This is a genomic window from Mucilaginibacter sp., assembly GCF_035492695.1.
Taxonomy (GTDB): Bacteria; Bacteroidota; Bacteroidia; order Sphingobacteriales; family Sphingobacteriaceae; genus Mucilaginibacter.
The window spans coordinates 70,189-96,546 of sequence record NZ_DATJJC010000032.1 but is presented as its reverse complement, the minus strand read 5'-3'; the positions used below and the strand labels follow the sequence as shown (position 1 = coordinate 96,546).

The window sequence follows — 26,358 nt, the reverse complement described above, 5'->3', positions numbered from 1 at the left end:
CTACGGTTTTTTATAGGTAAAAGCCATTGCTGCCGGATAAACAGCAATGGCTTTTTGGTTTTATTTTGAGTTGATGACAAGCGAGGCGCCTTTCAGACCGCTGGACGATGCATTCAGCGTAATACTGCCTGCCTTTCCGTTCGATTGCAAAATTGCCAGCGCCAGCCCGTTGAAAGCATGGCGGTAATTGGCCTTGAACGGGTCGTGATCGGTTTCGCTGCCGTTATCCACGCCTGCTATAAAAGCGTTGCCGTTCAGTTTAAAGTTCACCAGGTTGTCGGCAGTCGGTACCACATTGCCATCTTTATCCAATATCCTGACGGTTACAAATGAAAGATCCTTGCCGTTGGCTTTGATGTTTTTGCGGTCGGCTACCAATTCTATCCTGGCTGCTTTGCCGGCAGTATGTATCACTTCGGTCTTCACTATTTTGCCGTCTTTGCGCGACACGGCCTTCAATGTCCCCGGCTCATATTTCACCCGCCACATCACGTGCAGGTCGTCGCCTTCCTTCTTTTTGGTGCCTAACGATTTTCCGTTCAAAAACAGTTCTACCTCATCGGCGTGGTTGTAAAATGCCCAAACGTCAACCGTTTTGCCCGGCTCCCAGTTCCAATGCGGGAGAATATGCAGCACGGTTTTGCTGGTCCATTCGCTCTGGTACATGTAATAGATATCCTTCGGGAAACCTGCCAGGTCGATAATCCCGAAATACGAACTGCGCGACGGCCATTTGTATGGTGTCGGTTCGCCTAAATAATCCCAGCCTGTCCAGATGAACATACCCGACAAGAAGTCATACTTCTTCATCACCTTCCAGGTGGCCTCGTGGGTCGATCCCCACGCCGGGCGAACGTTGTCGTAAGCCGAAACGGTATTATCGGGGTTGCCATCGGTAAAGGGTTTGTCCCAGCGGCTTGGCCAAACCCGGATACTGTCCGATGGCATATCGTAATGCCCGCGTGTTTCCAGTCCGGAAGTCGTTTCCGTTGCGATGAATTTCTTACCGGGGTAACGGTCGTGGAAACCGGCGTAGTTATATTCATGGTAGTTATACCCGATCAGGTCGAGCGCACCTGACTGAATGATCTTGTTGCTGGTATCGGGCCTGTCATTTGCCGTTGTAATAGGACGTGTTTTATCCAAACTGTGAACGATGCCTGCCAGCTCGGGAGCCAGCGTCAGCGAACGCGGATCGCCCTGCTGCGGTATCTCGTTGCCAATGCTCCAGATCATCACACTCGGGTGGTTGCGGTCGCGCAGCACCTGGTCCTCCAGGTCGCGTTTGTGCCATTCCTTAAAGAAAAGATGATAGTCATATTTTACTTTACCCACTTCCCAGCAATCGAATGCCTCATCCATCACAATAAAGCCCATTTTGTCGGCCAGGTCCAGCAGTTCGGGCGCTGGCGGGTTGTGCGAGGTGCGGATGCCATTACAGCCCATCGCCTTCAGCATTTCAAGCTGGCGCTGCAAAGCGCGGTTGTTTAAGGCGGCGCCCAGGCTGCCCAGGTCGTGGTGGTCGCAAACCCCCAATATCTTCAACGGCTTGCCGTTCAGGCTGAAACCTTTATCAGCGTCGAAGTTGAAATAGCGGATACCAAGCGGGGTGGTGTATTCATCCGTCACTTTACCGCCGGTGATTACTTTGGTAACAATCCTGTACAGATAGGGGTTGTCTACCGACCATAAAGCCGGGTTAATGATCGAAATTTTTTGATTGAACAACGTAGCTGCCCCGGCATAATTGATGGTTAAATTTTTTGACACGGCACTGCCAATACTCTTTCCTTTTGCGTCATATAAAGTCGATTGCAGCTCGATCGGCAGCGATTTGGAATCATCACCCGGTATGTTATTTTTTACGACGATGTTTAAATCGACTGTTGCTGAATGATCTGTCACTTCAGGCGTGGTAACGTAAGTCCCCCAATGATCTATCGCCAGTTTATCGGTCGTTTCCAGCCACACATGCCTGTAAATACCCGAGCCTGAATACCAGCGTGAGTTTGGCTGCACCGAATTATCCACCTTAACAGCGATCACATTTTTACCGCCGAATTTCAGGTACGGCGTCATATCATACCGGAATGAAATATAGCCGTTCGGCCTGAATCCAAGCTTGTGACCGTTTATCCACACCGTGCTGTTCCAGTACACGCCATCGAAATCGATATAAACCATTTTGCCTTTGGATGTGGCCGGCACGGTAAACGTTTTACGGTACCAGCCCAGGCCGCCGGTCAGGGCGCCGCCTTCAACGGTAGCCGGGCTGTTTTTGTCGAACTTTCCTTCTATGCTCCAGTCGTGCGGCAGGTTAAGCGCGCGCCATTTGGTATCGTTCAGGCCCGGTTCTTCACCTCCTTTTACATCACCCAGGTTAAAGCGCCAGCCCATGTCAAAATCCGCTTTGCTGCGCGGCGATTGGGCAAAGCTTTTCAAGGCAAAAAATAATAATGGCACAAGTACAAGTATCCTTGCGGCCTGTAAGGGAGTTTTAAATGACGGCATGATGGTCTGTTTTGGTAATAAATGTATAATCGACACTAATCTATGAATGTTTGTTTAATTATCATCAATTATAAAATTAAAATTGCCGTTTAGACGATCGGTTTGGTTTTTAGTAAGCCTGTATAATTCTTCCGGTAAGCATAAAGCAGGAAGATGTTCAGCACCAGCATCCCCGTCCCCAATGGTATATAAGGATGCGCCAGGCAGGCATGCAGCATAAATATATTGAACGTAACGGGGAAAATAACAACCGCAAAAAAGGCCGTGTAGCGATTGATGAGCAGGAACACAGCACAAATGATTTCTATCGTCTTGAGCAAAGGAAAGAAATACCCGGTAGCGCCGATGGCGCCAAAAAAGGCGTCGGCTTTTTCGCCTGCGGGCGGAAAATTGATGATATGCGACATGAAATGCAGGAAATAATCCAGCCCGAACAAAAGGAAAATGAGGCCGAGGATGAGCCGGGCAATTAATATTGCAGTCTTCATATTTTATAGATTTATGAATTGAATTTAGGTAATATTATGAGGCTTTCCTACAATAAAAAAGCATTCATGTTGCCTCACCTAATCCTCTCCAAAGGAGAGGGCTTTTAATGCCGGGCGTAAATAACTATTTTTAAGCCCCTCTCCAATTGGAGAGGGGTTGGGGTAAGGCTATAACCCGCCAAAATGGCGTAATTGACCGAACGGCATTATATTGGCTATAAGGGTAATATGAACATACAGAAAATAACATTCGGAAATGGCTGCTTCTGGTGTACAGAGGCTATTTTCCAAACTTTAAAAGGCGTCAGATCGGTAACCTCGGGCTATATGGGCGGACACAAGCCTAACCCAACCTATATGGAAGTTTGTAACGGCGATACCGGCTACGCCGAAGTGATCCACCTGGAATATGATGCGGACGAAATATCGTTTGACGAATTGCTGCTGGTATTTTTCAGGACACATAACCCAACCACGCTTAACCGCCAGGGCAACGATGTGGGCACGCAGTACCGCTCGGCTATATTTTATTATACGGAAGAACAGAAGCAACAATCGGACGCGATGATCAAAAGGCTGACGGACGAAAAGGTTTTCGACAGCCCGATAGTGACCGAAATAACCCCGGCGTCCGATTTTTACAAAGCCGAGGATTATCACCAGAACTACTACCAGGATAACCCCAATAAATCGTACTGCGCCTTTGTTATCCAGCCAAAGCTGAATAAGTTCGCGAAGGAGTTTGGTGAAAAAATACGGCCGGAAATGTTGCGGTAACAGGAAATTATGAAAAAATACCTTTGCTTATTACTATTCGGCAGCTTTCTGTTTTCAGGAGCAGTATCGGCGCAAGATAAAAATGATAATTCCAGCCTTGTCAACTCCGGCAAGGCCTGGGCATCATTATACCAGCAGCGGGCCGCGGAGTATAAGGCGCTTTGTTTCCAGGCTTATAATATGGCCAAACTGCGTATTGACGAAGCTGTAAAAAAGCATCATACCAAACCATTAGCCGTAGTGACGGATATTGATGAAACTGTATTGGACAACAGCCCTTATGATGCGGCCCGTGCACTGCAAAATCTCGACTATACAACCGACACCTGGAAACAATGGACCGCAAAAGCACAATGTGACACCGTGCCCGGCGCGCCGTCGTTTTTTAAGTATGCAGCATCGAAAGGGGTAAAGGTATTTTATATTACCAACCGCGATGAGGACGAACGCGCGGCAACACTTAAAAATTTGCAGATTTATCGTTTGCCCAATGCAGATGATGCTCACCTGCTGCTAAAAAATGGTTCATCAAGTAAGGAGAGCCGCCGGCAGCAGGTTTTGAAAAAATACAATATTGTTTTGCTGTGCGGCGATAACCTGCCCGATTTTGATGCCCTGTACGACAACAAGCCATCTGAAGAAAACCGCAGTGTTACAACGGAAAAACTGCGCCGGGATTTTGGGAAGAAATATATCGTTATCCCCAACCCATCCTACGGCGATTTTGAGAACGCTTTGTTCAAATTCAATTACAATTTAACAACGGCGCAGAAGGATTCCATCATCAAGTCTCTCATCAAAACCGATAAAAACTAATCACTAATCACCGGTCACCAGTCACTGATCATTAAGTTTCTGTTAACAGTAGTTTTTTAAAGTCATCATCCGTATTTTTGGTTTCCCTTTCAATAATTACCTATGAGATCAAAAATATCCCTCGTTATTGCTGCCTTATTTATTGCCGCTAATGTTTCTGCACAGTTGCCGGGTAAAATACAGCAAACTGGCCAGGTGCTGTTGCCAAACGGCTGGAAACTAAGTCCGGCCGGTACGTCGCTGCCTTTGGGCGATTTGCCGCTGAACATTCAATTGTCAGCCTCGGGGCGCTTGCTGGCCGTTACCAACAACGGGCAAAGCACACAGTCGATACAACTGATCGACCCGAAAACAGAAAAGCAGCTGGACGAACGCATCATCAAAAAATCGTGGTACGGACTGGCGTTCAGTCGTGATGAAAAAACCCTGTATGTTTCGGGCGGTAACGACAACCGGATCCTGGCTTTTCCTATAGCAAATAACAAATTCGGCGCTGCCGATACTATCAAACTGGCCCCCGAGGCCTGGCCGAAAAATAAAGTATCGCCCACCGGTATCGCCGTCAATAAAAGTAATACCAGGTTGTACACAGTGACGAAAGAAGACAGCGCGCTGTATGTGGTCGACCCGCAAAAAAGAGAAGTCATCAAACGTGTGCCCCTGCCCGCCGAGGCCTACAGCTGCGTTTTGTCGCGCGATGAAAAACTGCTGTACATTTCCATTTGGGGCGATGAGAAAGTAACGGTTTTTAACACTTCAACCCAAAAGATAGTTAAAAATATTAAAACCGGCAGCCACCCCAACGAGCTGTTGCTGAACAAAAAGGGCACCTATTTATATGTTGCCAACGCCAACGATAATTCAGTGTCGGTGATCAATACCGCCACCGGTAAAATAGCCGAAACGTTATCCACTTCGCTTTACCCCACGCATCTGACCGGATCCACATCGAATGGCCTTGCTTTATCGCCCGACGAAAAAACACTCTATATTGCCAATGCCGATAACAACTGCCTGGCCGTGTTTGATGTAAGTGCGCCCGGCGCCAGCAAAAGCATGGGCTTCATCCCTGTGGGCTGGTATCCCACCAATGTGAAGACTTTGGGCGATAAGATCATCGTATCTAATGGCAAAGGATTTACTTCGATGCCTAACCCCGACGGCCCGCAACCGTTGAAGAAAACCGACAACAGCGGCTACCAGATAGGCTCGAAAAACGCAAAGGAACAATACATCGGCGGCTTGTTTAAAGGCACCATGTCCTTTATTAAAGTACCGCAGGCGGCACAGTTAAAAACTTATACCAAACAGGTGTATGCCAATACGCCTTTTAATGAGGAAAAAACTGAAATGGCCGATGGCGAAGCAGGTAACCCTATACCACGTAAAATGGGGCAGAAATCGCCTATTAAACATGTTTTCTATATCATTAAAGAAAACCGCACTTACGACCAGGTTTTAGGCGATATGCGGCAGGGCGCAGGCGATACGGCGCTTTGTATTTTTGGGAAGCGCGTAACGCCGAACGAACATGCTATTGCGAATGAATTTGTATTGCTGGATAATTTTTATGTAGATGCTGAAGTAAGCGCCGACGGCCATAACTGGAGCACAGCGGCCTACGCTACCGATTTTATCGAAAAGACCTGGCCCACCAGCTACGGCGGCAGGGGAGGTAATTACGACTCGGAAGGCACCCGCCGCGCCGGCGACCCGCGCGATGGGTATATCTGGGACTATTGCAAACGCGCCGGAGTAAGCTACCGCACCTACGGCGAATTTGCCGACGATTATAAGCCGAATATCAAAGTACTCGAAGGCCACTATTGTCAACAGGCGCCAAGTTTCGACCTGGACATTAAAGATGTGAAGCGCGAAGCTATATGGGAACACGATTTTGATTCCCTTTTAAATATAAACGCAGTGCCGCAGTTCAATACGGTGCGCTTCAGTAACGACCATACCAGCGGGCAGCACAAGGGCGCTATTTCGCCAACGGCCGCTGTAGCAGATAACGACCTTTCGGTAGGGAAATTTATCGAACATTTGTCGCACAGCCCGATATGGAAAGAATCGGTTGTATTTATTCTGGAGGACGACGCCCAAAACGGGCCTGATCATATCGATGCACACAGGTCGCCGGTGTTTGTGGTTGGCCCTTACGTGAAACGGAATACGGTTATACATGAAATGTATTCCACCTCGGGCGTACTGCGCACCATCGAGCTGATACTCGGCCTGCCGCCAATGAGCCAGTACGATGCTGCTGCCAAACCGATGTATGAATGTTTTACATCAACACCTGATCTGACGCCATACATTGTTAAGCCAGCCCAGGTAGACTTGGAGCAGCGTAATGTGGCTGATAATGAAAGCAGCCGCCGCTCGCAATTTTTCAACCTGGCCAAAGAAGATAAAGTGCCCGACCTTGAGCTGAACGAAGTGATTTGGAAATATGTGAAAGGCGAAAATTCGGTAATGCCAGCGCCAAAACGCAGCGCCTTTGTGATACTGGAGAAGAAAAAGAAGGATGATGATGATTAAGACACGATTTCGGGATTTTAGGGATTAAATAGAATTATTAGCTAAACGATCTAACGGGTCAAATGTTGGTAGAAAATAGCAAACAGCGCTTCACCAACTGACTAACCCCATCGGGGTTAAACGTTTGTAGCCTCCGATAATAAATCAATTCCCGTGCCATAGGTACGGAACATTAACGAGCATTTATTACGCGCCAGACTTTCCGGGATTGACATTATAACCACACGCAAAACAAGGTTGCAATTTGATGGTTAGTATTTAACTTTACATTCAAATTTACCTGGCAAGCCCATCCCTATGACCGTAATTGAAAACGACTTCCTGAAAGTATCCATCCGCAATAAAGGCGGCGAACTGACCTCTGTTTATAACAAAATCTCCGGCGTTGAACACCTTTGGCAGGGCGACCCGAATATATGGCCCTGGCACGCGCCCAACCTGTTCCCGGTAGTGGGTGGATTGATCGGTAACGAACTTTTGGTGGATGGTAAAACCTACCCGATGAAGCGCCACGGCTTTAACCGTGAAAGCGAATTGCCGCTGCTGGCATCCAACGAGGTTTCTGCACGATTTTCGCTCCCGTATTCCGATCATACGCTGGATGTTTATCCCTATAAGTTCGATTTCCAGATCCATTACGACCTGATAGAAAATGCACTGCGGGTTACCTATAAGGTCATCAACCATCAAAGGGATGCTATATATTTTTCAGTTGGCGGGCACCCGGCATTTAATGTGCCGTTTAAAACAGGCGAGAGCTACGAGGACTATTATTTGGAATTTGAATCGGAGGAAAAGCTGGAAAGGCACCTGCTGTCGGCTGAAGGGTTTTTCACCGGCGAAACCCAACCCGTAAAACTGGAGGGGAAAAAACTGCGATTGACCCGTGATATGTTTAAGGACGATGCATGGGTTTTCAAGAAACTAAACTCGCGCGAGGTAACCATCAAAAGCGATAAGCATGATCGGACACTGGCTGTCGAATTTCCGCATTTTAATTACCTGGGTATCTGGGCCAAACCCGGCGCCGATTTCCTTTGTATCGAACCCTGGCTGGGCTGCGCCGATACCGAAGGCAAACACGTTGATATCAGCAAAAAAGAGGCGATACAGCACCTGAAACACGGGCATGTGTTCGAGGCGGCTTTCTTTATAAGTATATAATGCGTGATGTTGGGCGGAGTGGCGCAAAATGGCAATTTGAATTAAATATTTTGAATGACAAACAATTCTACCTCACGATTTAACGACCGGGTAAATAACTATGTAAAATACAGGCCTGGCTACCCTCCGGAAGTTATCAGCCACCTGGAAAAGGAATGCAAGCTGTCGGCCGGTTCAGTGGTGGCAGATGTTGGTGCGGGCACGGGAATATTTACCAAACTTTTACTGGAGCAAGGTTACACCGTTTACGCGGTAGAGCCTAACGAACCGATGCGCCAGGCGGCCGATGAGCAGCTTGGAAATTATCCTGGCTATCATTCGGTTAACGGTACCGCTGAAGTTACCGGTTTGCCAGCAAAAACTGTCGACCTTATAGTTTGCGCACAAGCGTTTCATTGGTTTAATACTCCTGAAACCAAAGCTGAGTTTAAAAGAATATTAAAACCACGCGGACACGTTGCGCTGATATGGAACAACCGGGATGTGGAAGCGGATGCTTTTGCGACTGCTTACGAATTGCTTTTGCAACAACAAAGCGGCGATTACGAGCGGGTAAATCATCAGAACCTGGCCGAGACCGACTTTGTAAATTTTTTCCGTGACGGCAAATACAGCCTCGTGAAGTTCCATAACCAGCAGGTTTTTGATTTTGAGGAACTGGCGGGGCGAGCTTTTAGTTCATCCTATGTGCCTGCCGAAGAAACAGAAGCGGGTCGGCATTTTAAAGCCAGCCTCCAGGAATTGTTTGATAGTTATAACAGGCATGGCAAGGTGGTATTTCGGTACCAGACGGAGGTGTATTTGGGGAAGGTGTAGAGACGCATAATCATGCGTCTCTCATTCGAAATGGCATGGTTCGTTTAAATTGTGGAGACGCATAATCATGCGTCTCTACGTGATTATTGTTGCTCCTTCACCACCGTATTCAATACCGGCTTATCCAATGCGCTAATGCTCATATTGTAAGACTTCAACTGATCAAATATCACGATCTCATTCTGTCCCACCTTCAACCATGATTTCGGCACATACAGCGTTTGTTGCGGCCCGACATACCAGTACTTGCCTATGTTACGCCCGTTCAGGAATACAAAACCCTTGCCGAATTTACTCATATCCAAATAAGTATCACCGGTTTTGGTCAGGTTGAATGTGCCCGTTTCAATTACAGGCGCATTTTCAAGCACCTTGCCCTGCTTAACAGTATACTTCGGCTCGCTGTTAAATGGTAATTTGTACATTTTCCAGCCGGTCAGTTCCGTTCCGCCTAAAGTAACTTTTTCGGTAATGCCCTGGCGGTTATCGGTAAGATACGGACCGTAATTGATGCGCCCGTTATTTTCAACCAGGATATCAAGCGTAGCATCGGCAGGAACATTTTCCAGTTGCACCGAATCCTGTCTCAAATGCCTGTCAAGAACGGCCACACGGTCCGAATTGATATAGATGGTCGCAAAATCGCGCAGCTCCTTTATCTTTAACAAGCCGCTTTTCACGCCCTTTAGCTTCGTTCTGTACAATACAAATCCATAGCCCTGGTTCAGATCTTCAAAACATAACGGCTTTTCTGAAACTACAGGTTTCGGCAGGTTCCAGAACAATGGGTACCGGCCGGTTAGTTTGATGTTTGGTATCGCTATTGTTTTATTGCTGGCAGGCACCGGTGGCAACTTTTCGCCCGGCGGCAAATGCTTTTGAATGATCTCGCGGAACTTATAATACTTCGGTGCAGGATTGCCGGCCTCATCCAGCGGGGCATCATAATCATAGCTTGATGTTTGCGGCGAGTAGGGGTCGCGTTTGCTCATATTGGCGCCGTTCATAAAGCCGCGCGTGGTGCCTCCGTGGAACATATACAGGTTAATGGAGATGCCGTTCGCCAAAACTGTGTCCAGCTTTTTGGCGTCCTCATCCATATTGCTCTTGTTGTGCGGGCTGCCCCAGCTATCAAACCAGCCGGGGTACCATTCGGCGATATAATAAGGACCTTTGCCCTCGTGGTATTTGTTGATGAGCACTTTTACTTCTTTCGGGTTATCCAGGCCGTTCACCGCGGGCAGATAGCCTGGTAAATAGCCCGCCGGCATTTGTGATGGCCCGTCGCAGGTAAACAGCGTACAGTCAAATCCCGCTTCGCGGAACAATTTGCGGTTGATATCCAAATACTCCTTATCATTGCTGTACGAACCATATTCATTCTCTATCTGCACCATCAGGATATTGCCGCCGTGGGTTACCAGCAGCGGATCAAGCTGTTTGCCCAACTGTATCACATAATCATGATAAGCCTTTAAAAATTTCGGATCCTTGCTGCGCACTTTTAAGGTTTTATCCTTTAGCAGCCACCAGGGATAGCCGCCAAACTCCCACTCGGCGCAGGCATAGGGGCTTGGCCGCATGATCACCCACATACCTTCCTCTTTGGCTATCTTCACAAACTCAGCAATATCACTATTACCTGCAAAATCATATTTGCCTTCAACGGGCTCGTGCATGTTCCAGAAAATATAGGTGCCGATAGTGTTCAGCCCCATCGCTTTGGCTTTGCGTATCCTGTCGCGCCAGTAAGCACGGGGGATGCGGTAGCAATGCATTTCGCCGGAAATGATCTGCAAGGGTTTGCCATCCAGCATAAAGGTTGAATCGCCGAGGGCGAAGGTGTGCAGGGCCTTTTGGGCCTGGGTGAAGCTGGCAAGAGTAATTAAAGCAAAAAGAATAATGACTGACTTTTTCATGGTAGAATAGCTGTGAAAACGCTGCAAAATAAGGATTTTTCGGCAATGTTACCGCGCACACGCCGGTCATCAGGCTAAATACCACGCCTTATTCAATGGTGAACCATGTGTACCCGTTTGCCGGGATCACACAATCTAAGCTGATGTTGTAGCGCCGGTCCAAATGATAAACTTTTAGAGATCGGCCCTGTTCGCTTACCGAAGCGATTGTTGTTAAACCCGTATAATAAAGCGGTAGTTCGATGTGCCTTTTGATGGCCTTTCCTGTCGGGTTGTAAAGCATCACCATGCCTTTGATCTTCAGCTGCGGATTGACATGCAAAATACCATCCCAGTCGCGCCCATCGGGCCTGCGCAGGTGGATGATGTCGGCATTCAGGATATCACGGTATTTTTTATACCACTTAATAACATCAATGACAGTTTGCTTTGTTTTTTCGGTATCGAACAGCCGCGGCCCGCGGTAACAGGCCTGCACACCCGCCCCATAATATTCCATCATCAAAGCCTTGTAATCGTCCAGGTGTTCGCTTAACGGTTCCAGCACTGCTTCGGGGCCGCCTCCCTGGTAGCGGGTTAATGGAACGAATCCCCATCCCATCGATGGGCTTTTCTCCCAGGTGCCGTCATAGATATTCTGCCGGTTTAATATCTTTTGATCGGCGCGCGGCAGCGAAAAATTTACTTCGCGGTAGCCAATCGCAATCTTGTTTGTTCCGTCTAAAAAATACCAGTCGGGTGCGTTGATATAAATTCCCCGTTCGTTCAGCCAGTGATACAGGTCTTTTTGTATTTCCATTTGCCGCCATTGGGAATCGTCCAGCCCTGTGTGGCTCGGGTGGGTGGTGGACGCGCATACATCGCCCGGGTAAGGGCCATCGTTCTCCCAGATATCGAAACCCGTTTGCGTGAAAAAGTTTTTGATCTTATCCCGAAAAGCCAACCCCCATTTACTTCCAAAACAAGGAGCGTGCCCAAAAAACGCCCCGCCCGGTTTGCCGGTTTTAGGGTCGATCACATCATCCGAATCGCTGATGCGCCGCGAACTGAACAGGGTATAGCCGCCAATAAAAACATGTTTGTTATGCGCGTAATCAGCCATTTTTTTCCACCGCATCAGATTGACCGAACTGGTATCCTCCATGTCCAGATGGCTCCCAAAGCTTAATATTACTGCTTCGTAACCCGTTGCCGCGCATTGGTCGACCGCCCGGCGCACATCCTCATCATTCCGGCTTACCAGGTGCATAAAAATTGGGTTGGCGGTGGTCCAGGGAGCTATTACACTGTACATCTTCCTTACCTCTAATCCCCTTCTTTCCCTGTCATAGCTATCCATTAGCAATTCGCTTGTCCGCACCGAATTGAAAACTTCACCGGGCTTTAACCCAATACCGGGCCCCTGTTCAGGGTATATCTCTAGCAAGCAAGGGGTTTGCAGGTCGTAATTGACCTGCGAGGTATAATTACTGTCAGTTTTCCAATGCGTCACCTGGTCGCTCAAAGCGTAGCGCATGGCATTGTTAAAGGCGTAGTTGGTTTCCAGGTAAATGCCCTGGTTCTTCTTCATATCATCAGGCTTACCCACCACCGCGCTTTCTTCTTCAACCATACCCAGTATCTCGTTCACCACACGATTTATTTTAAAGGTATTGGCGCTTTTATTTTCTATTGAAAGCGATTTTATAATCAAAGGAATACCGTCAAAAAGTTCGTAGTCGATTCGTACTTCGAGGCCCTGTAGTTCGGCTGCGCCGGCACGATAGAGGAATGATATTTTTTTCCCTGAGGCCGCTTTTACCGGCGGCATCCAAAACCGCGTTTTCCAGTTGAGATACGGAGTTATAGGCGTTATAGCGTAACCGACGAATTGAAAGTCATTCGCATGGGCAGACATCTGGTCAACCTGTTTCGGCAGCAGGTAAGCATTTTCTTTTTGCCCATAAAGCCCGCCCACATTATAATCGTGGCCGTTGATAATTAACCTTGCTTCGGCTTTCACCGCTCTCAATAATTGGCGGCCATTAGTTACGTTCTGGTAGTCTGTACAAACAACATTGGGGCTAATGCGAAATGCGCGCTTTAGCAAACCATTATATAGCACAATATCTTTCCCGTCCTTGCTTTGGTAGATATTGGCTTTATAACCCGCTGACGAGATCAGCCAATCTGTTCCGGTTGATTTTTGTGCCGCATTGTCCCATACCGGTAGCTGCTGCCCCGTAACACGAATGGACAAAAGCAGGGTAAACGTAAAAGCGAACAGGCATGTCCGGCGTTTCATTTTTCCGCGTTATGCTTTACATTTAAGATTCTTCACAGCGTTCAGCGTAGCAGCGTATTTATTAGAAACCAAATCCTATTTGACCCTTGTCATCAATCTTGATATCGTCAGGATTGGTTATCTCAAAATCGACCTTTTTATGAGGTGAATCTGCGGGCTTCTCTTCCCGTTGAACCGGCTCATCTTTCGACTCGACTTGTGGTTCATCCTGTTGTTCGGGTTCGGCCTTTGCTAACCCGTTGGGCGATTCGATCACCTCCGCTGCTTTTGCAGGTGGGGTTACCGACTCTGGCTCTCCCGTCGCCTCCTCCTCGTCAATTATGGGCTCTTCATCAACTTGTTCGGGTTCGGCTTCGGCCAATAAGGCTACCGACTTTACCGTATGCTGCGACAGGCGGTTACCCATCGCTTTCATACCCTTTACATCGATCAGTTCAGCCAGGTTTATCTCTATCGTTTCCGGTATTTCGGCTTTGCCTTTCAACTGGCCGACTGTTACCATAGGCTGCAATGCGCCCGATATCAGGACCAGTTTTGAACCGCTTTCTTCGCTGATGATACTGGTTTGCCTGCCGATAGCCGTATTCTCGAACTTGAAGCGTTTTACCATGTAGTTCTTTGATTTACCTTCCAGGTGAATAACCGAATAAACCTTCTCGGGGTTATACTTTTCGATCAGGATCATCTTATCATCAAAGTGATTGTTCAGGTCGAAGCTTGTAAGCTCATACGTGCCGTCGCTTAACACCGTCAGCACCCGGTCGTCGCCGTCAAATTCGCCCAGGTATTTGCCGCGGCCGTCCGCATTCAGGCGTTTCAGGATATCATCATACCATATCTTACGACCGGCAAGGGTAGATACTCCCTTGCTTTTCAGCACGATCTTTTTAACCGGGTACTTGGTGACGATATTGCCCATCGAGCCACGACCCTTGATGGCTATAGTTGCAAAGTCCTCGTCGAACTGCAGCTTTTTTAGCTTCGAGTGCGGTTTCAACTGGATGTTCACCACCTCCGCCTCGCCGTTAGGGTTGGCAGAAAAGTATTGCATTTTTGAACCCTTGCTGCCTTTGGTCAGGTCGTATTCCTTATCGCGGGTTACGCCCACTACGCTAAAGCGTTTGATATAGCTTACGCCGCTTTGCCCGTCCTTGTATATCATATTGTAAACGGTGCGCTCGTCGTTCTTTTTGAACACGGCCACATGCTCTATGTCCTTGCCCACAAAAACCTTTTCCTGTACCTTGGTAATCATGCATTTGCCGTCATTACGGAAAACGATGATCTCGTCAATATCGGAGCAATCACCCACAAACTCATCTTTCTTAAGCCCTGTTCCGATGAAGCCATCTTCGCGGTTCACATATAGTTTCACATTAGCTAAAGCCACTTGTGCGGCCTCCACCTTATCAAAGGTGCGCAGCTCGGTTTTGCGCTCGCGGTCCTTACCGTACTTGTCTTTCAGCGTCTGGAACCAGGCAATGGCGTAGTCGTTCAGATGTTTCAGGTGATGTTTGACTTCCTTGATCTCGTTCTCCAGCGTCTTCATCTGCTCATCCGCTTTCTTTACGTCGAAACGGGTGATGCTGCTCATCGGTTTGTCGATCAGCTTCTTATAATCCTCAGCTAATATCTCGCGGTAAAACTGCGGGAAGAAAGGTGTAAACAGTTTATTCAATACCTCAACCACCACGTCGAAACTGCCGGAGCTTTCATACTCCGGGTTTTTGTACATCCCCTCCTGTATGAATATCTTAAGCAGGTTGCTGAAGAATATCTTCTCCATCAGTTCCTTCAGCCGTATTTGCAGCTCTTGTTTCAGCAATTCCTTGGTGTAATGCGTGCTTTCGGTCAGCATGTCATTCACACTCATAAAGCGCGGCTTGTCGTCCTGAATCACGCAGGTATTGGGCGATATGGACACCTCGCAATCGGTAAAGGCATAAAGCGCATCGATGGTCACATCGGGCGAAATACCGGGCGCCAGGTGGATCATAATTTCCACATCCTTCGCCGTATTATCTTCGATCTTTTTGATCTTGATCTTGCCCTTGTCATTGGCGGCTATCACGCTGTCTATCAAACTGCCCGTAGTGGTCGAAAATGGTATTTCGGTTATGGCCAGCGTTTTTTTATCGCGCTCCACTATTTTGGCGCGCACGCGCACCTTGCCGCCACGCTGACCCTCGTTATATAACGAACAATCTGCCAAACCACCGGTCGGGAAGTCAGGCACCAGGTTCGGCCTTACGCCCTGCAATACGCCGATGGATGCATCCAGCAGCTCAATAAAATTGTGCGGTAATATCTTGGTAGCCAAACCTACGGCAATACCTTCGGCACCCTGCGCCAATAGCAAGGGGAACTTAACCGGCAGGGTAATGGGCTCTTTATTTCGGCCGTCATAACTAGCCTGCCATTCGGTTGTGTCGGGGTTAAAAACAACTTCGTTGGCAAACTTGGATAAGCGGGCCTCGATATAACGCGGAGCCGCGGCCGAGTCGCCGGTGATCGGGTCGCCCCAGTTGCCCTGGCAATCTATCAGCAGGTTTTTCTGCCCTATCTGCACCATGGCATCGCCAATGGAAGCATCACCGTGCGGGTGATACTTCATGGTGTTGCCGATAACGTTGGCGGCTTTGTTAAAGCGCCCGTCGTCCATCTCTTTCAGCGAATGCAAAATGCGCCGCTGAACAGGCTTTAAACCATCGTTGATATGCGGCACGGCACGATCCAGGATCACATAAGAGGCATAATCCAGGAACCAGTTCTCGTACAACCCGCCGAGGGTGGTTACATTATGTAATTTATTGTCTTCGTTATTACCAGGCTGCTGATTGCTCAGATCTTCACTCATTCGTAGCTAAAAATAGGATGGGTAAATATAGAGATTATGTGCAGATGTGCGGATGAGGAGACGTGCGGATTTATTCACATTTGAACAATGGGTGAGTCCGAAAGTCCGTGTAAGTCCGCATAAGTCCGAAAGATTGAGTTCTTGTTGGACTGTTTTATTGTTGAATGAAATGAAGGCAGATTAAAACTGCTAACTGCTACCAAAAATAAGAGCGCCCGGGTGTAGTGTTTATTTTGGTATCGTTACTTCGTTTGACCAAATAAGGATGTTTTCAGGCAGATGTGGGTGTTTGAATAAATAATAGGCAAAAGTCTCATTATCCTTTGTTTTCGAATATTTACAAAGGTATATGCCAATCTTGATTTTATCATTGTCATGAGGTTTTCCCGATAAGAAAAGTGGGAATTTGAAAATGTATGATTTATGAGGCGCTATCTTATAAACAACAGGAAAGTTTGATTCACATGGCCACTGTCCGATAAATATAGTTTTGTTACTGCTTGTAAAAATGTCATAAGTTGAACAGGTCATGTTGAGATACTTTAAAGTATCCCCGGAGAGATTAGAGAGTTTTACTTGTGCAACCACATAGCTACATTTTTTGTCACCCCAAAATACTGTAGTGTCTCTTGATTTTGTGACCTTATTCTGATCCACACGCAGGACAAAATTCTTTTTGTCCTGATCGGTTAGCGTAAACTTCGTTTTTTGAGCCGGTAACTGACAAAATGCAAATGGGTTAACTAACAGAAGTGCTATTACAAAGAAACTTTTCATTATGGATAAGGTGTTTAATGCTTAAAAGTAAGCAATTTTCTCGTCTGCACATCTGAAATCCGCACATCTGCACATCAACCTTTCCTCATCTCTCTCAACATCACATTAAAAGCCCATTTGCGCAGCATGGCGTTCACGGTGTTTACTATACGTTTGGCGCGGGTCTCGCTGGTTTTAGCGTCGTTTATCCATTTGATAAAATATTCGCGGTGCGATTTGGCCAGGCTGTTGAAAAAATCCGCGGCTTCGGGTTCAAAATCAAAACATTCCTGCAGGTCGGCGGGTATTTCTACTTTATAGTCAATGTCTTCTTCCAAACGTGCATGCAGCACGGCGCCGGCGTTCTTATGAAGTTTTTTCCTGACATCGGCTTTTAGCGCCATAATAAAGTTGCCGTCGCCCATAGGCATCAGTGCCATGCCGCGTACCGGCAAAGCATCCAGTATGCCCCGCACGCGGAACGATTTCTTATTGCCGGGCTTCATTTGCAGGGCTATACCGGCGGGTATTTCGATATAGGTCCAGCCGGTTTTTTCGCCCTGTTCGGCAAATTGCAGCATCATGGCGGTAAAGTCAACCATGACGCCAAATTACGGCATTGTCACAAATGTTAAATGCGAAATGTTAAAGATTGTTAAATGAATGTCAAACGGGGTTTTTGCCTGTAACGAATGGAAATATGACGCTGTCTTATGGGTGTAGATTCACAAAATTTTAACCTTCAATACCAATATTATGAAAACACTAAAAGCAATGATGATTGGCCTGGCCCTGGTAGCAGTTTGCGGCTTTGCCAACGCTTCTCCAAAGACGTCGACTGATGTTAACACTACGAAACAGGAAGTACTGGATACTTATATGAACGCGCTTGTCCACGGTAACCTGGAGGGCATATCCAACGCAATAGCCGACAATGCCCGTTTTTACGTGGTGCAGGGTGTGCGCGTGCGTACTACCGACAAAAAAGATGTATTGGCGTACCTGAAAAGCAATGCCCACATCGACCAAAATTGTGCTTTCACCGGCACTGTTTTGAGCCAGGACGATAACACGCTGGTGGAAAAAGTAGAGATGAAGTTTAAGGAGATCACCCGCACGGATGTAGTAACCGCGCAGCGTACCGACGACGGCTGGAAAATTACGAAGGTGGAAACCTCATTTAAATAAATAAGTGGTTTATTGTTTGTTTTGCAAGGAAGGCCCCGCTAGGGGCCTTTCGCTTTTTGTCTCAACTAAGAGTCGTTGGATTTGAGGATTGCAGGATGCTTTTCAATTCATTAAAATAGAGTCTTATCATCTTTAAATCCTGCAAATCTTAGTCCAGACAGGCTGGGGTTAATCCACGTATTGCTGCAACACCGCCTGCCATTTATCATAGCCGGTAGGGTTCAAATGCAGCATATCCTGCTGAAAGAGTGAGGCATCCGGTTCGGTGGTCCCCGGTTTATATATGGGTGTGCTGACGTCGATATAAAGCGTGTTGGGTTTATCCTGCAGGTAGGCTTTGATCATTTCATTGGCCTTCAGCATTTCGGGTAGCAGGGCAATGCGGCTCGGGCTCGGTTTTATGGACAGGAAATATATCTTAGCATCCGGCAATTGACTATTGAGCATGGTCCACAGCGCTTTCATGTTGGTGAGCACGGAATCGGCCTTTTCGCCGGCGGCGATGTCATTCTCGCCTGCATAAATAAATATTTTGGCAGGATGGTACGGGAACAGGATATACGGCGTGTAATACTTTACCAGTTGCGAAAGCTCGCAGCCACCAACGCCACGCTTGATGATATTTTTATCAGCGAAGCGCTTCTCCAGGTCGTCCCATTTGCGGATGGATGAACTGCCGATAAACAATATACCGTCGGATTTGGGAAAACTCAGGCTGTCCCTGTGTTTAAAGTCGCGTATCTCGTTATCAAAAGGAAAACCTGTTTGAGCATAAGTTTTTACGCTAAAGCCTGCCAGTACGAACAGCAGTATCAATTTAATTTTCATGGGTTGATGGTTATTTTAAACGATCCTCGAAAAACAAAAATGGTAAAAAACTTTCAATACCGGTAGCTACCCAAACCGGACCGCCTTTGCAATAGAGTAACATTTTTATTGCACGGCCCTGTTTCTTCTCATATTCGGCCAAAACCTGTAAACATGCCCCGCACGAAGTGACGGGTTTTGAAAGTTGAAATTCATCGGTATAGGCGGTTACCGCCATGCTTTGGATAGGATCGTCAGCATAGTTGGCGCCCCAATAGAACAATGCAACACGTTCGGCACATAAGCCCGAGGGATAGGCAACGTTTTCCTGGTTGCTGGCATGCAGTATTTTGCCGCTTTGCAGGCGCATGGCCACGCCCACGCGGAATTTGGAATAGGGCGAATGAGAGGTATCCAAAGCTTTTACCGCTTCCTCGCAAAGTTCTTTATCGGCGGTATCCAGTTCGGCTAATGAACCGTATTCTGTAAAGTTTATTTTTATCTCGTGCTCCTTCATGGCCTCACCCTGCCCTCTCCAAAGGAGAGGGTTCTTTTTAAACAGGGGGCAACAAGATAACGAATTTTATAAAAATAATCTGCATGCTGATCTATATGGAACACTAAGTTACTTTCGTGAACTTATCAAAAAGAACCCCGCCGCAACACCGGCAATCAGTGCCCCGGCTACATATTTACGGTAGGGTTTGGGCGAACTATTACTTCCGAACATACCGTTGGTGCTCATGCCGTAATCAACGGTATTGAACAGGTTGCCGCTGGTTGGGGTCATCCTATCGGCCGACCTGAAATACCGGCGCATCATCAGTCCGGTCAATTTGTTGGTCAGCTCGGGAAACAGCGCATGGGATAATTTAAGCCCAAGGGACATGCCGCCGATATACCGGTTCGATTTTGGGTTCGCCGCTACTTTTACCATGGCTTGCGCCACTAACACCGGGTCGTAAACAGGTGGTGCGGGTCTCAGCGTTTTACCCGTATAGTTACCCGCATGGTGTATGCCCGGTGTATCCAGGAAACCGGGAAACAGGTCGCAGATGTGGATGCCGGGCCAGACGGACAATTCCGCTTTCAGCGCTTCCGAAAATCCACGAAGGCCGAATTTGCTTGCTGTGTATCCTGTGCCGTATGGCATAGGCAAATAGCCGCCGATAGAGATATTATTAATGAGTATGCCTTTTTGCTGCGCCTTAAAAAACGGCATTACGGCATGTGCGCCATAGATGTAGCCCAGCAGGTTGGTTTGTATCACCTGTTCGTGAACCTCCATAGGGGTATGGTCGAATTCGCCTGCGGCAAGTACACCTGCGTTATTTATCCATACATCAATTTTCCCTGCCCAGTCGTTCGCAGCATTGGCCAGGTTGATCATAGCTTTAGGGTCGGTAACATCAGTCACTACCACCAATACCATCGCTCCCAGGTCGGTGCACTCTGCGGCAACCTCGTGCAATGCCTCCTCGTTCCTGGCTGCGAGTACTATGGCCGGCCTGTATTTTGCAAATTCGAGGGCAGCCGCCCTGCCGGCGCCGCTTGATGCGCCCGTTATCACTATCGCTTTATTCTTCAGTTCATGCAACTCCATGAAGAGATAACTGATAAAAGCTGTTTCTGTTTCCGGGGAAGTTAAATTTGAAAAGGAAACATGGTTTAACTTCGTAAGTCTTTCGGTTACCCTACACCGCCACCGGCAGTTCCTCCTCTTCCACAGCAATGGTTGGATTAATGCTTTCGTCGTCCTTCTCCACCCTTAGTTTTCCTACGATATGTTTCTGACGGTCGGGTGTGTTTTTGCCCATATAGTATTCCAGCAGGCTTTTAATGTTGGCATCCTTCAGGATCACCGGATCGAGGCGGATATCCTTGCCGATAAACAGCCCGAACTCCTCCGGCGATATTTCGCCCAAACCTTTAAATCGGGTTATTTCGGGTTTGTTGCCTAATTTGGCAATGGCGTTGCGGCGTTCCTCGTCGCTGTAGCAATAGATGGTTTCCTTTTTGTTGCGTACTCTGAAAAGCGGTGTTTGCAGGATGGACACGTGCCCGGCCTTCACCAGGTCGGGGAAGAACTGCAAAAAGAAGGTCATCATCAGCAGGCGGATGTGCATGCCGTCCACATCGGCATCGGTAGCTATCACAATGTTATTATAGCGCAGGCCATCCAGCCCGTCTTCAATATTCAAAGCGTGCTGCAGCAGGTTGAATTCTTCGTTCTCATAAACCACCTTTTTGGTCAGCCCAAAACAGTTCAGCGGTTTACCCTTCAGGCTGAAAACGGCCTGGGTTTGCACATCCCGCGATTTGGTTATCGACCCGCTGGCCGAGTCGCCTTCGGTGATGAATAGGGTAGTATCCTGTTTGCGCTCGTGGTTATCGTCAAAATGCAGCTTACAGTCGCGCAGTTTGCGGTTGTGCAGCGATGCTTTTTTAGCACGCTCGTTCGCCAGTTTTTTAATGCCGGCAATGTCCTTGCGTTCACGTTCCGATTGTAATATCCTGGCTTTTAAAGCATCGGCCGTCGCCGGGTTTTTATGCAGGTAGTTATCAAGCTCCTTTTTTACGAAATCGTTGATGAAGGTACGCACCGACGGCCCCTCCGGGCCAATATTCTGCGACCCCAGCTTGGTTTTTGTTTGCGATTCGAATACCGGCTCCTGTACCTTAATGGCGATGGCCGATATGATAGACGCGCGGACATCCGATGCGTCAAACTCGTTTTTGTAAAACTCGCGGAGTGTTTTTACCACGGCTTCCCTGAAAGCCGCCTGGTGCGTGCCGCCCTGCGTGGTATGCTGCCCGTTAACAAAGGAATAATATTCCTCGCCATATTGCTGCCCGTGGGTCATGGCAATTTCTATATCCTCGCCTTTCAGGTGAATGATTGGGTAGCGTATGGTTTCCGCATCAGTATTGCGGGTTAGCAGGTCGTACAGACCGCGTTCGGATAAATATTTTTTATTGTTGAAATTGATGGTGAGCCCCGAGTTAAGGAACACATAGTTCCAGATCATATTCTCGACAAACTCCGGGATAAAATGGTAATGCCTGAAAATGGTATCATCCGGCACAAAGTTAATGGCCGTGCCGTTGCGCTGCGTTGTTTCCTTTTCCGGCTCGTCGCGCAGCAGTTCGCCTTTGGCAAATTCGGCTATCTTGGTTTTACCATCCCGGTATGACTGTACAACAAAATTATTGGAGAGCGCGTTAACCGCCTTGGTACCAACACCATTTAAACCTACTGATTTCTGGAAGGCTTTGCTATCGTACTTGCCACCTGTATTGATCTTGGATACGCAATCGATCACCTTGCCCAGCGGGATACCGCGGCCATAATCGCGCACAGCAACCTTATGATCGCTCATACTGATGTCGATGGTTTTGCCGGCGCCCATCACAAACTCGTCTATCGAGTTGTCGACGATCTCCTTCAGCAAAACATAAATGCCATCGTCATAAGCCGAACCGTCGCCCAGTTTGCCGATGTACATACCCGGGCGGAGCCGTATATGTTCCTTCCAGTCGAGCGACCGTATACTATCTTCACTGTAATCTATTGCTCCTGCCATTTATGTAGAATTGTAAGGTTGGAATGTTGTAATGTTTGAAAGTTTGTCTTTGTATATGGGCAAAAATATAATTTCTGCTGAAACGAGCCAGTCTAAATGTGCCAACTTATCAACATTGGTTAAGTTGTATTGTAACTCCCGATAGCTATCGGAACCAACCTTTCAACTTTACAGCCTTCCAATAAAATCCGTTAGGATTTGAACTTCAAATAGTGGCTTATCCGGTTAACGTTCCTGAAGAACTCGGGACTTTTTTCGTCGGTAAAACAAACCATCAGCACAGTGCCAATATGGTCCTTTTCGATAGCCAGCACCAGGGCGTACTTGTAATGTTTGGTTGCCGCCCGGTAGGGCATATCTACCAGGTACGATTTGCCGGCGCTGGCATTGTAACGTTTTAGAACTTCCTGGTCTATTGTACGCGTTACCGATACGGTGTCGTCGGCAAGTGTTTTTGCAATGGCCCTTCCTTTGGCCAGGTAACCGGTATCGGGGTTAGGCAGTTGTCTCCCCGGGTCGTTGCGCATGGTAAGGTAATTCTTCCAGTCGTTCTTCTGCGAACTTACTTTGAACCATATCTCGAATTGATGCCCGGAAGTCTCCATGGCGTAGTCAAACGAAAAATAATCATCATTCGGCGGCAGTATCTCCCTGAACCCGGAGGGGAAATTAAATACGACATTCGCGTCAGTTGCTAAACGGAGAAACTCGCGGCGGTAGGGACTAATGAGTTTTGGTGCTTCCTGGTGCAGTGCGGCCACTTTTGGCTTTACTTGCGACAAGGCTGTTATACCAACAAGTAAAACCAATGTTGTAAATAATATTTGTTTAAATTGCCTTAAAAAACAGAGCACACCCATACGCGGTAGTCAATAGTTTTGCTAAAATTAGGGTCAAAAGCAAAAATAATACATAAATAGTTAAAAACGAACTAATAAAATAATGAGTATTAAACCAAGGCTTAACCGCTTCGACCTGACCATGATCGTGATAAGCCTGGTAATAGGCATGGGTATATTTGCAACCCCGGCCGATGTGGCCAATGAAGCGGGCGGCCCATGGATATTTTTTGGGGCATGGATATTTGGGGGGCTGGTGACTTTATGCGGCGCGCTTACATTTGCCGAGATCGGCTCGCGCTACCCCAACACCGGGGGATTTTACAAGGTTTATTCGTACTGTTACCACCCGGCTTTTGCCTTTATGATCAATTGGGTGCTGGTGATCAGCAACGCGGCGTCGGTGGCTGCCGTGGCGCTTATCGGTTCCGATTACATCAGGCCCTTCCTGCTGCCGCCATCCCTCCAAAATGCAACCGGTACGCGCATTATTACCATCGCTTCGGTGCTGCTGCTGTATGTCATCAATTTTTTGGGAATCAAAATGAGCGCCCGTGTGCAAAACCTGCTTATCACGTTTAAGATCGGGCTCATCCTTTTGATCTGCCTGGCTGTATTTAAGAGTGACGCCTATCCCGCGGCGGTCACCGTTACGCATTCTTTAAGCACCAATAAAATAACAGCCTTCGGGCTTAGTTTGGTGGCGGTTTTCTTCACCTATGGCGGGTACCAGCAAACCATCAACTTCGGCGGTGATATTATCGATGCGAAGTCGAATATCCCAAAGGCAATTGCGCTGGGAATATCGGTTGTCATTTTCCTGTACCTGGCCGTTAATTTCGCCTATTTCAAAGTATTGGGGATAGGCGGCCTGCAGCATACCCCGGCGCTGGCGGCTAAAATGATGGGCGTGCTTTTCGGCCCAACCGGTTATAAGATAACCTCGCTGCTATTGTTCGGCGGGGTACTGGCCTATGTCAATGTAAATGTGCTGGCCAATCCGCGCGTTTACTATGCCATGGCCGAGGATGGCATTTTGCCGCCGATATTTAAAAAGGTGAATGAAAAAACACAGGTGCAGGAATTTGGCATGAGCTTTTTTGTAGCGGCAACGCTGGTTATCCTGTTCTTTGTGGATACCTTCAGCAATATGCTAAAATACGTGATGTTTTTTGATACGATAGGGCTTTCGGTAGCGGCATTAACCATTTTCAGCCTGCGCAAAAAGACAAAGCATTTGGATAAAAAGGAGATATACACCATTGGGTGGTTCCCGCTGGTGCCATTGATATTTATCCTGGCCTACTGGTTCGTGACGATCAATATCTTTATCACGTTTAAAGAAAACCCCTATGCTGCGCTGATATGCCTGGCTTGTTATGCTTTGGGGTTGGGAATATATTACCTGGGTGCTCGCAAGCACAGACCTGATAAAACAGAGTAAATATGACTGAAACGATTGCCCAGGAAATTTACGTGCTTAAAGGCATCCGGCTTAGGGCCAAAGTATTCCTAGTATTGCAGGCGCTGGGGTTTTTATGTACGGCGTACCTGGTAAATGATCCTTTTGATTTTATTTTTGACGAAACCAAATGGCTGCTGATATTTGCCGGTGTTGTTGTGTATTTGCTTTTTTTCGCGGTATTAACCCTGCGCATTGCATTTAAAAAAACGTTGCGGACGGCGCCCGCGAAAACACTGCTGACCCTGATTTTTATACTTGATATTATACCGGTGTTTATTTTGATGCTGGTGACGTTAACTGATATATTTTAATAATGGATATCTCCTACATACTGAATGAGCTTGGCGAAGAACGGGAAAACTATTTTAACGCCGTTGCACCGCCCATAATACAAACCAGCAATTTTGCCTTTAAAACGGTTAAGGATTTTCGCAATGCGCTGGCGGACGAATTTGATGCCGACCTGTACTCGCGAGGTAATAACCCTACGCTGAATATACTGCGCAAAAAGCTGGCGGCTTTGGATGGGGCGGAGGATGCGCTGGTTTTCAGCAGCGGGATAGGGGCCATTACGGTGCCCATACTGGCCCTGCTGAAACAGGGCGACCATGTGGTGTCGGTGGAGAACCCGTATAGCTGGACAATAAAGTTGTTCAAAAACTTCCTGCCGAAGTTTGGGATAACGACCACTTTTATTGATGGAACGGACATCCAGCATTTTAAGGATGCGATAAAGCCAGAAACCAGGCTGATCTACCTGGAAAGCCCTAACACCTTCAGCTACGAGTTGCAGGACCTGAAAGCGGTAGCCGACCTGGCAAAATCCAAAGGTATTTTGACGATGATAGATAACAGCTACTGCACGCCGCTTTACCAAAGGCCCATTGAATTGGGTATCGACCTGTCGGCGCAAACGGCTACCAAGTACATCGGGGGGCATTCGGATGTGGTAGCAGGCGTGGTAACCGGTAAGCGGGAACTGATCAAACAAATATTCGATCATGAATATATGACGATCGGGCCGTCGCTGTCGCCGCACTCGGCCTGGCTGCTGATACGGGGGCTTCGGACCTTGCCGCTGCGGTTGGAGCGCAGTTTTGAAAGCGCTAAAGTGGTTAGCGACTGGCTGTCAAACCACCCTTTAGTATCCCATGTGATATGGCCGTTCCGCGGGGATTTTAAACAGCACGACCTGGCCCGGCAGCAAATGCAGGGCTGCGGCGGGCTGTTCAGCTTTGTGCTGAAGGACCCGGCGTTTGATAAGATAGAGACCTTTTGTAACTCATTGCAGCATATCCTGATGGCGGTATCCTGGGGCGGGCACGAGAGTTTGATCATTCCATCCATAGCCGCGCTGCCCGAAAACGAGTATGATGCCGTGAACCCTAACCGCTACCAGTTGATTCGCATGTATGTTGGTTTGGAGGAGCCGGAATATTTGATCAGAGATTTGGAGCAGGCGCTGGGGCGGATATCGTAATTGAGAAGCAGCAGCTGTGATCTTTTGCGTTAAGGACAGCAATGGATACCGGCCTGTGAATAA

At 47.7% G+C, this 26,358-nt stretch carries 21 protein-coding genes; 9 read left to right on the top strand and 12 right to left on the bottom strand.

Annotated elements, in window-relative coordinates; translation table 11 throughout:
- Window positions 1–60: 60 nt before the first annotated feature.
- Both galB and VL525_RS19395 read right to left on the bottom strand, forming a co-directional pair.
- A complete protein-coding gene (gene galB, locus VL525_RS19400) occupies window positions 61–2,511 on the bottom strand; it encodes a beta-galactosidase GalB (RefSeq protein ID WP_325388741.1) in 2,451 nt (816 codons plus the stop codon).
- 89 nt (window positions 2,512–2,600) lie between these two features.
- Entirely contained in the window at window positions 2,601–2,999 is a 399-nt protein-coding gene (locus VL525_RS19395) for a hypothetical protein (RefSeq protein WP_325388739.1), read from the bottom strand.
- A gap of 228 nt (window positions 3,000–3,227) precedes the next feature.
- Between VL525_RS19395 and msrA the strand changes: the two genes are divergently transcribed.
- The 5 genes from msrA to VL525_RS19370 all read left to right on the top strand — a co-directional run bounded on the left by msrA (window position 3,228) and on the right by VL525_RS19370 (window position 9,116).
- Window positions 3,228–3,776 carry a peptide-methionine (S)-S-oxide reductase MsrA gene (gene msrA, locus VL525_RS19390; RefSeq protein ID WP_325388737.1) on the top strand — a complete coding sequence of 183 codons (549 nt, stop codon included), beginning with the start codon at window positions 3,228–3,230 and terminating at the stop codon, window positions 3,774–3,776.
- A gap of 9 nt (window positions 3,777–3,785) precedes the next feature.
- A complete protein-coding gene (locus tag VL525_RS19385; protein WP_325388735.1) occupies window positions 3,786–4,592 on the top strand; it encodes a 5'-nucleotidase, lipoprotein e(P4) family in 807 nt (268 codons plus the stop codon).
- 102 nt (window positions 4,593–4,694) lie between these two features.
- Window positions 4,695–7,136: a bifunctional YncE family protein/alkaline phosphatase family protein gene (locus VL525_RS19380; protein ID WP_325388733.1), complete on the top strand. Its 2,442-nt coding sequence runs from the start codon at window positions 4,695–4,697 to the stop codon at window positions 7,134–7,136.
- A gap of 297 nt (window positions 7,137–7,433) precedes the next feature.
- Window positions 7,434–8,300 (top strand): aldose 1-epimerase family protein, encoded by an 867-nt coding sequence (locus VL525_RS19375; RefSeq protein WP_325388731.1) that lies wholly within the window; start codon window positions 7,434–7,436, stop codon window positions 8,298–8,300.
- Window positions 8,301–8,354: 54 nt separating this feature from the next.
- Window positions 8,355–9,116, top strand: coding sequence for a class I SAM-dependent methyltransferase (locus VL525_RS19370; RefSeq protein ID WP_325388729.1), 762 nt, complete (start codon window positions 8,355–8,357; stop codon window positions 9,114–9,116).
- Between the two features lie 83 nt (window positions 9,117–9,199).
- Here VL525_RS19370 and VL525_RS19365 read toward each other — a convergent pair whose 3' ends face one another.
- The 5 genes from VL525_RS19365 to VL525_RS19345 form a co-directional block, all read right to left on the bottom strand.
- The gene (locus VL525_RS19365) at window positions 9,200–11,035 is read right to left on the bottom strand and encodes a beta-galactosidase family protein (protein ID WP_325388727.1); all 1,836 of its coding nucleotides are present in this window, start codon (window positions 11,033–11,035) and stop codon (window positions 9,200–9,202) included.
- Between the two features lie 88 nt (window positions 11,036–11,123).
- Window positions 11,124–13,319, bottom strand: coding sequence for an alpha-galactosidase (locus tag VL525_RS19360; RefSeq protein ID WP_325388725.1), 2,196 nt, complete (start codon window positions 13,317–13,319; stop codon window positions 11,124–11,126).
- A gap of 61 nt (window positions 13,320–13,380) precedes the next feature.
- Window positions 13,381–16,176 carry a DNA gyrase/topoisomerase IV subunit A gene (locus VL525_RS19355; RefSeq protein WP_325388723.1) on the bottom strand — a complete coding sequence of 932 codons (2,796 nt, stop codon included), beginning with the start codon at window positions 16,174–16,176 and terminating at the stop codon, window positions 13,381–13,383.
- 228 nt (window positions 16,177–16,404) lie between these two features.
- Window positions 16,405–16,953, bottom strand: coding sequence for a hypothetical protein (locus VL525_RS19350; RefSeq protein ID WP_325388721.1), 549 nt, complete (start codon window positions 16,951–16,953; stop codon window positions 16,405–16,407).
- Between the two features lie 74 nt (window positions 16,954–17,027).
- A complete protein-coding gene (locus tag VL525_RS19345) occupies window positions 17,028–17,534 on the bottom strand; it encodes a YdeI/OmpD-associated family protein (RefSeq protein ID WP_325388719.1) in 507 nt (168 codons plus the stop codon).
- A gap of 154 nt (window positions 17,535–17,688) precedes the next feature.
- Between VL525_RS19345 and VL525_RS19340 the strand changes: the two genes are divergently transcribed.
- Complete coding sequence (locus tag VL525_RS19340) at window positions 17,689–18,120, top strand: nuclear transport factor 2 family protein (RefSeq protein WP_325388717.1); 432 nt, start codon at window positions 17,689–17,691, stop codon at window positions 18,118–18,120.
- Window positions 18,121–18,288: 168 nt separating this feature from the next.
- Here VL525_RS19340 and VL525_RS19335 read toward each other — a convergent pair whose 3' ends face one another.
- From VL525_RS19335 to VL525_RS19315, 5 genes are all read right to left on the bottom strand, one after another.
- Window positions 18,289–18,948, bottom strand: a complete 660-nt coding sequence (locus tag VL525_RS19335; protein WP_325388715.1) for a GDSL-type esterase/lipase family protein — start codon at window positions 18,946–18,948, stop codon at window positions 18,289–18,291.
- A gap of 10 nt (window positions 18,949–18,958) precedes the next feature.
- Complete coding sequence (locus VL525_RS19330) at window positions 18,959–19,444, bottom strand: cytidine deaminase (RefSeq protein WP_325388713.1); 486 nt, start codon at window positions 19,442–19,444, stop codon at window positions 18,959–18,961.
- Window positions 19,445–19,552: 108 nt separating this feature from the next.
- Window positions 19,553–20,530 carry an SDR family oxidoreductase gene (locus VL525_RS19325; RefSeq protein ID WP_325388711.1) on the bottom strand — a complete coding sequence of 326 codons (978 nt, stop codon included), beginning with the start codon at window positions 20,528–20,530 and terminating at the stop codon, window positions 19,553–19,555.
- A gap of 91 nt (window positions 20,531–20,621) precedes the next feature.
- Window positions 20,622–22,511 carry a DNA topoisomerase IV subunit B gene (locus VL525_RS19320; RefSeq protein WP_325388709.1) on the bottom strand — a complete coding sequence of 630 codons (1,890 nt, stop codon included), beginning with the start codon at window positions 22,509–22,511 and terminating at the stop codon, window positions 20,622–20,624.
- Window positions 22,512–22,702: 191 nt separating this feature from the next.
- Window positions 22,703–23,371 carry a hypothetical protein gene (locus VL525_RS19315; protein ID WP_325388707.1) on the bottom strand — a complete coding sequence of 223 codons (669 nt, stop codon included), beginning with the start codon at window positions 23,369–23,371 and terminating at the stop codon, window positions 22,703–22,705.
- 82 nt (window positions 23,372–23,453) lie between these two features.
- Between VL525_RS19315 and VL525_RS19310 the strand changes: the two genes are divergently transcribed.
- The 3 genes from VL525_RS19310 to VL525_RS19300 are packed head-to-tail and all read left to right on the top strand — an operon-like array spanning window position 23,454 to window position 26,295.
- On the top strand, window positions 23,454–24,794 hold the full coding sequence (locus tag VL525_RS19310; RefSeq protein WP_325388705.1) for an APC family permease: 1,341 nt from the start codon (window positions 23,454–23,456) through the stop codon (window positions 24,792–24,794).
- A gap of 2 nt (window positions 24,795–24,796) precedes the next feature.
- Window positions 24,797–25,126 (top strand): hypothetical protein, encoded by a 330-nt coding sequence (locus VL525_RS19305; RefSeq protein ID WP_325388703.1) that lies wholly within the window; start codon window positions 24,797–24,799, stop codon window positions 25,124–25,126.
- A 2-nt stretch (window positions 25,127–25,128) separates the two neighbouring features.
- Entirely contained in the window at window positions 25,129–26,295 is a 1,167-nt protein-coding gene (locus VL525_RS19300; protein ID WP_325388701.1) for an aminotransferase class I/II-fold pyridoxal phosphate-dependent enzyme, read from the top strand.
- The last annotated feature ends 63 nt before the right edge of the window (window positions 26,296–26,358 follow it).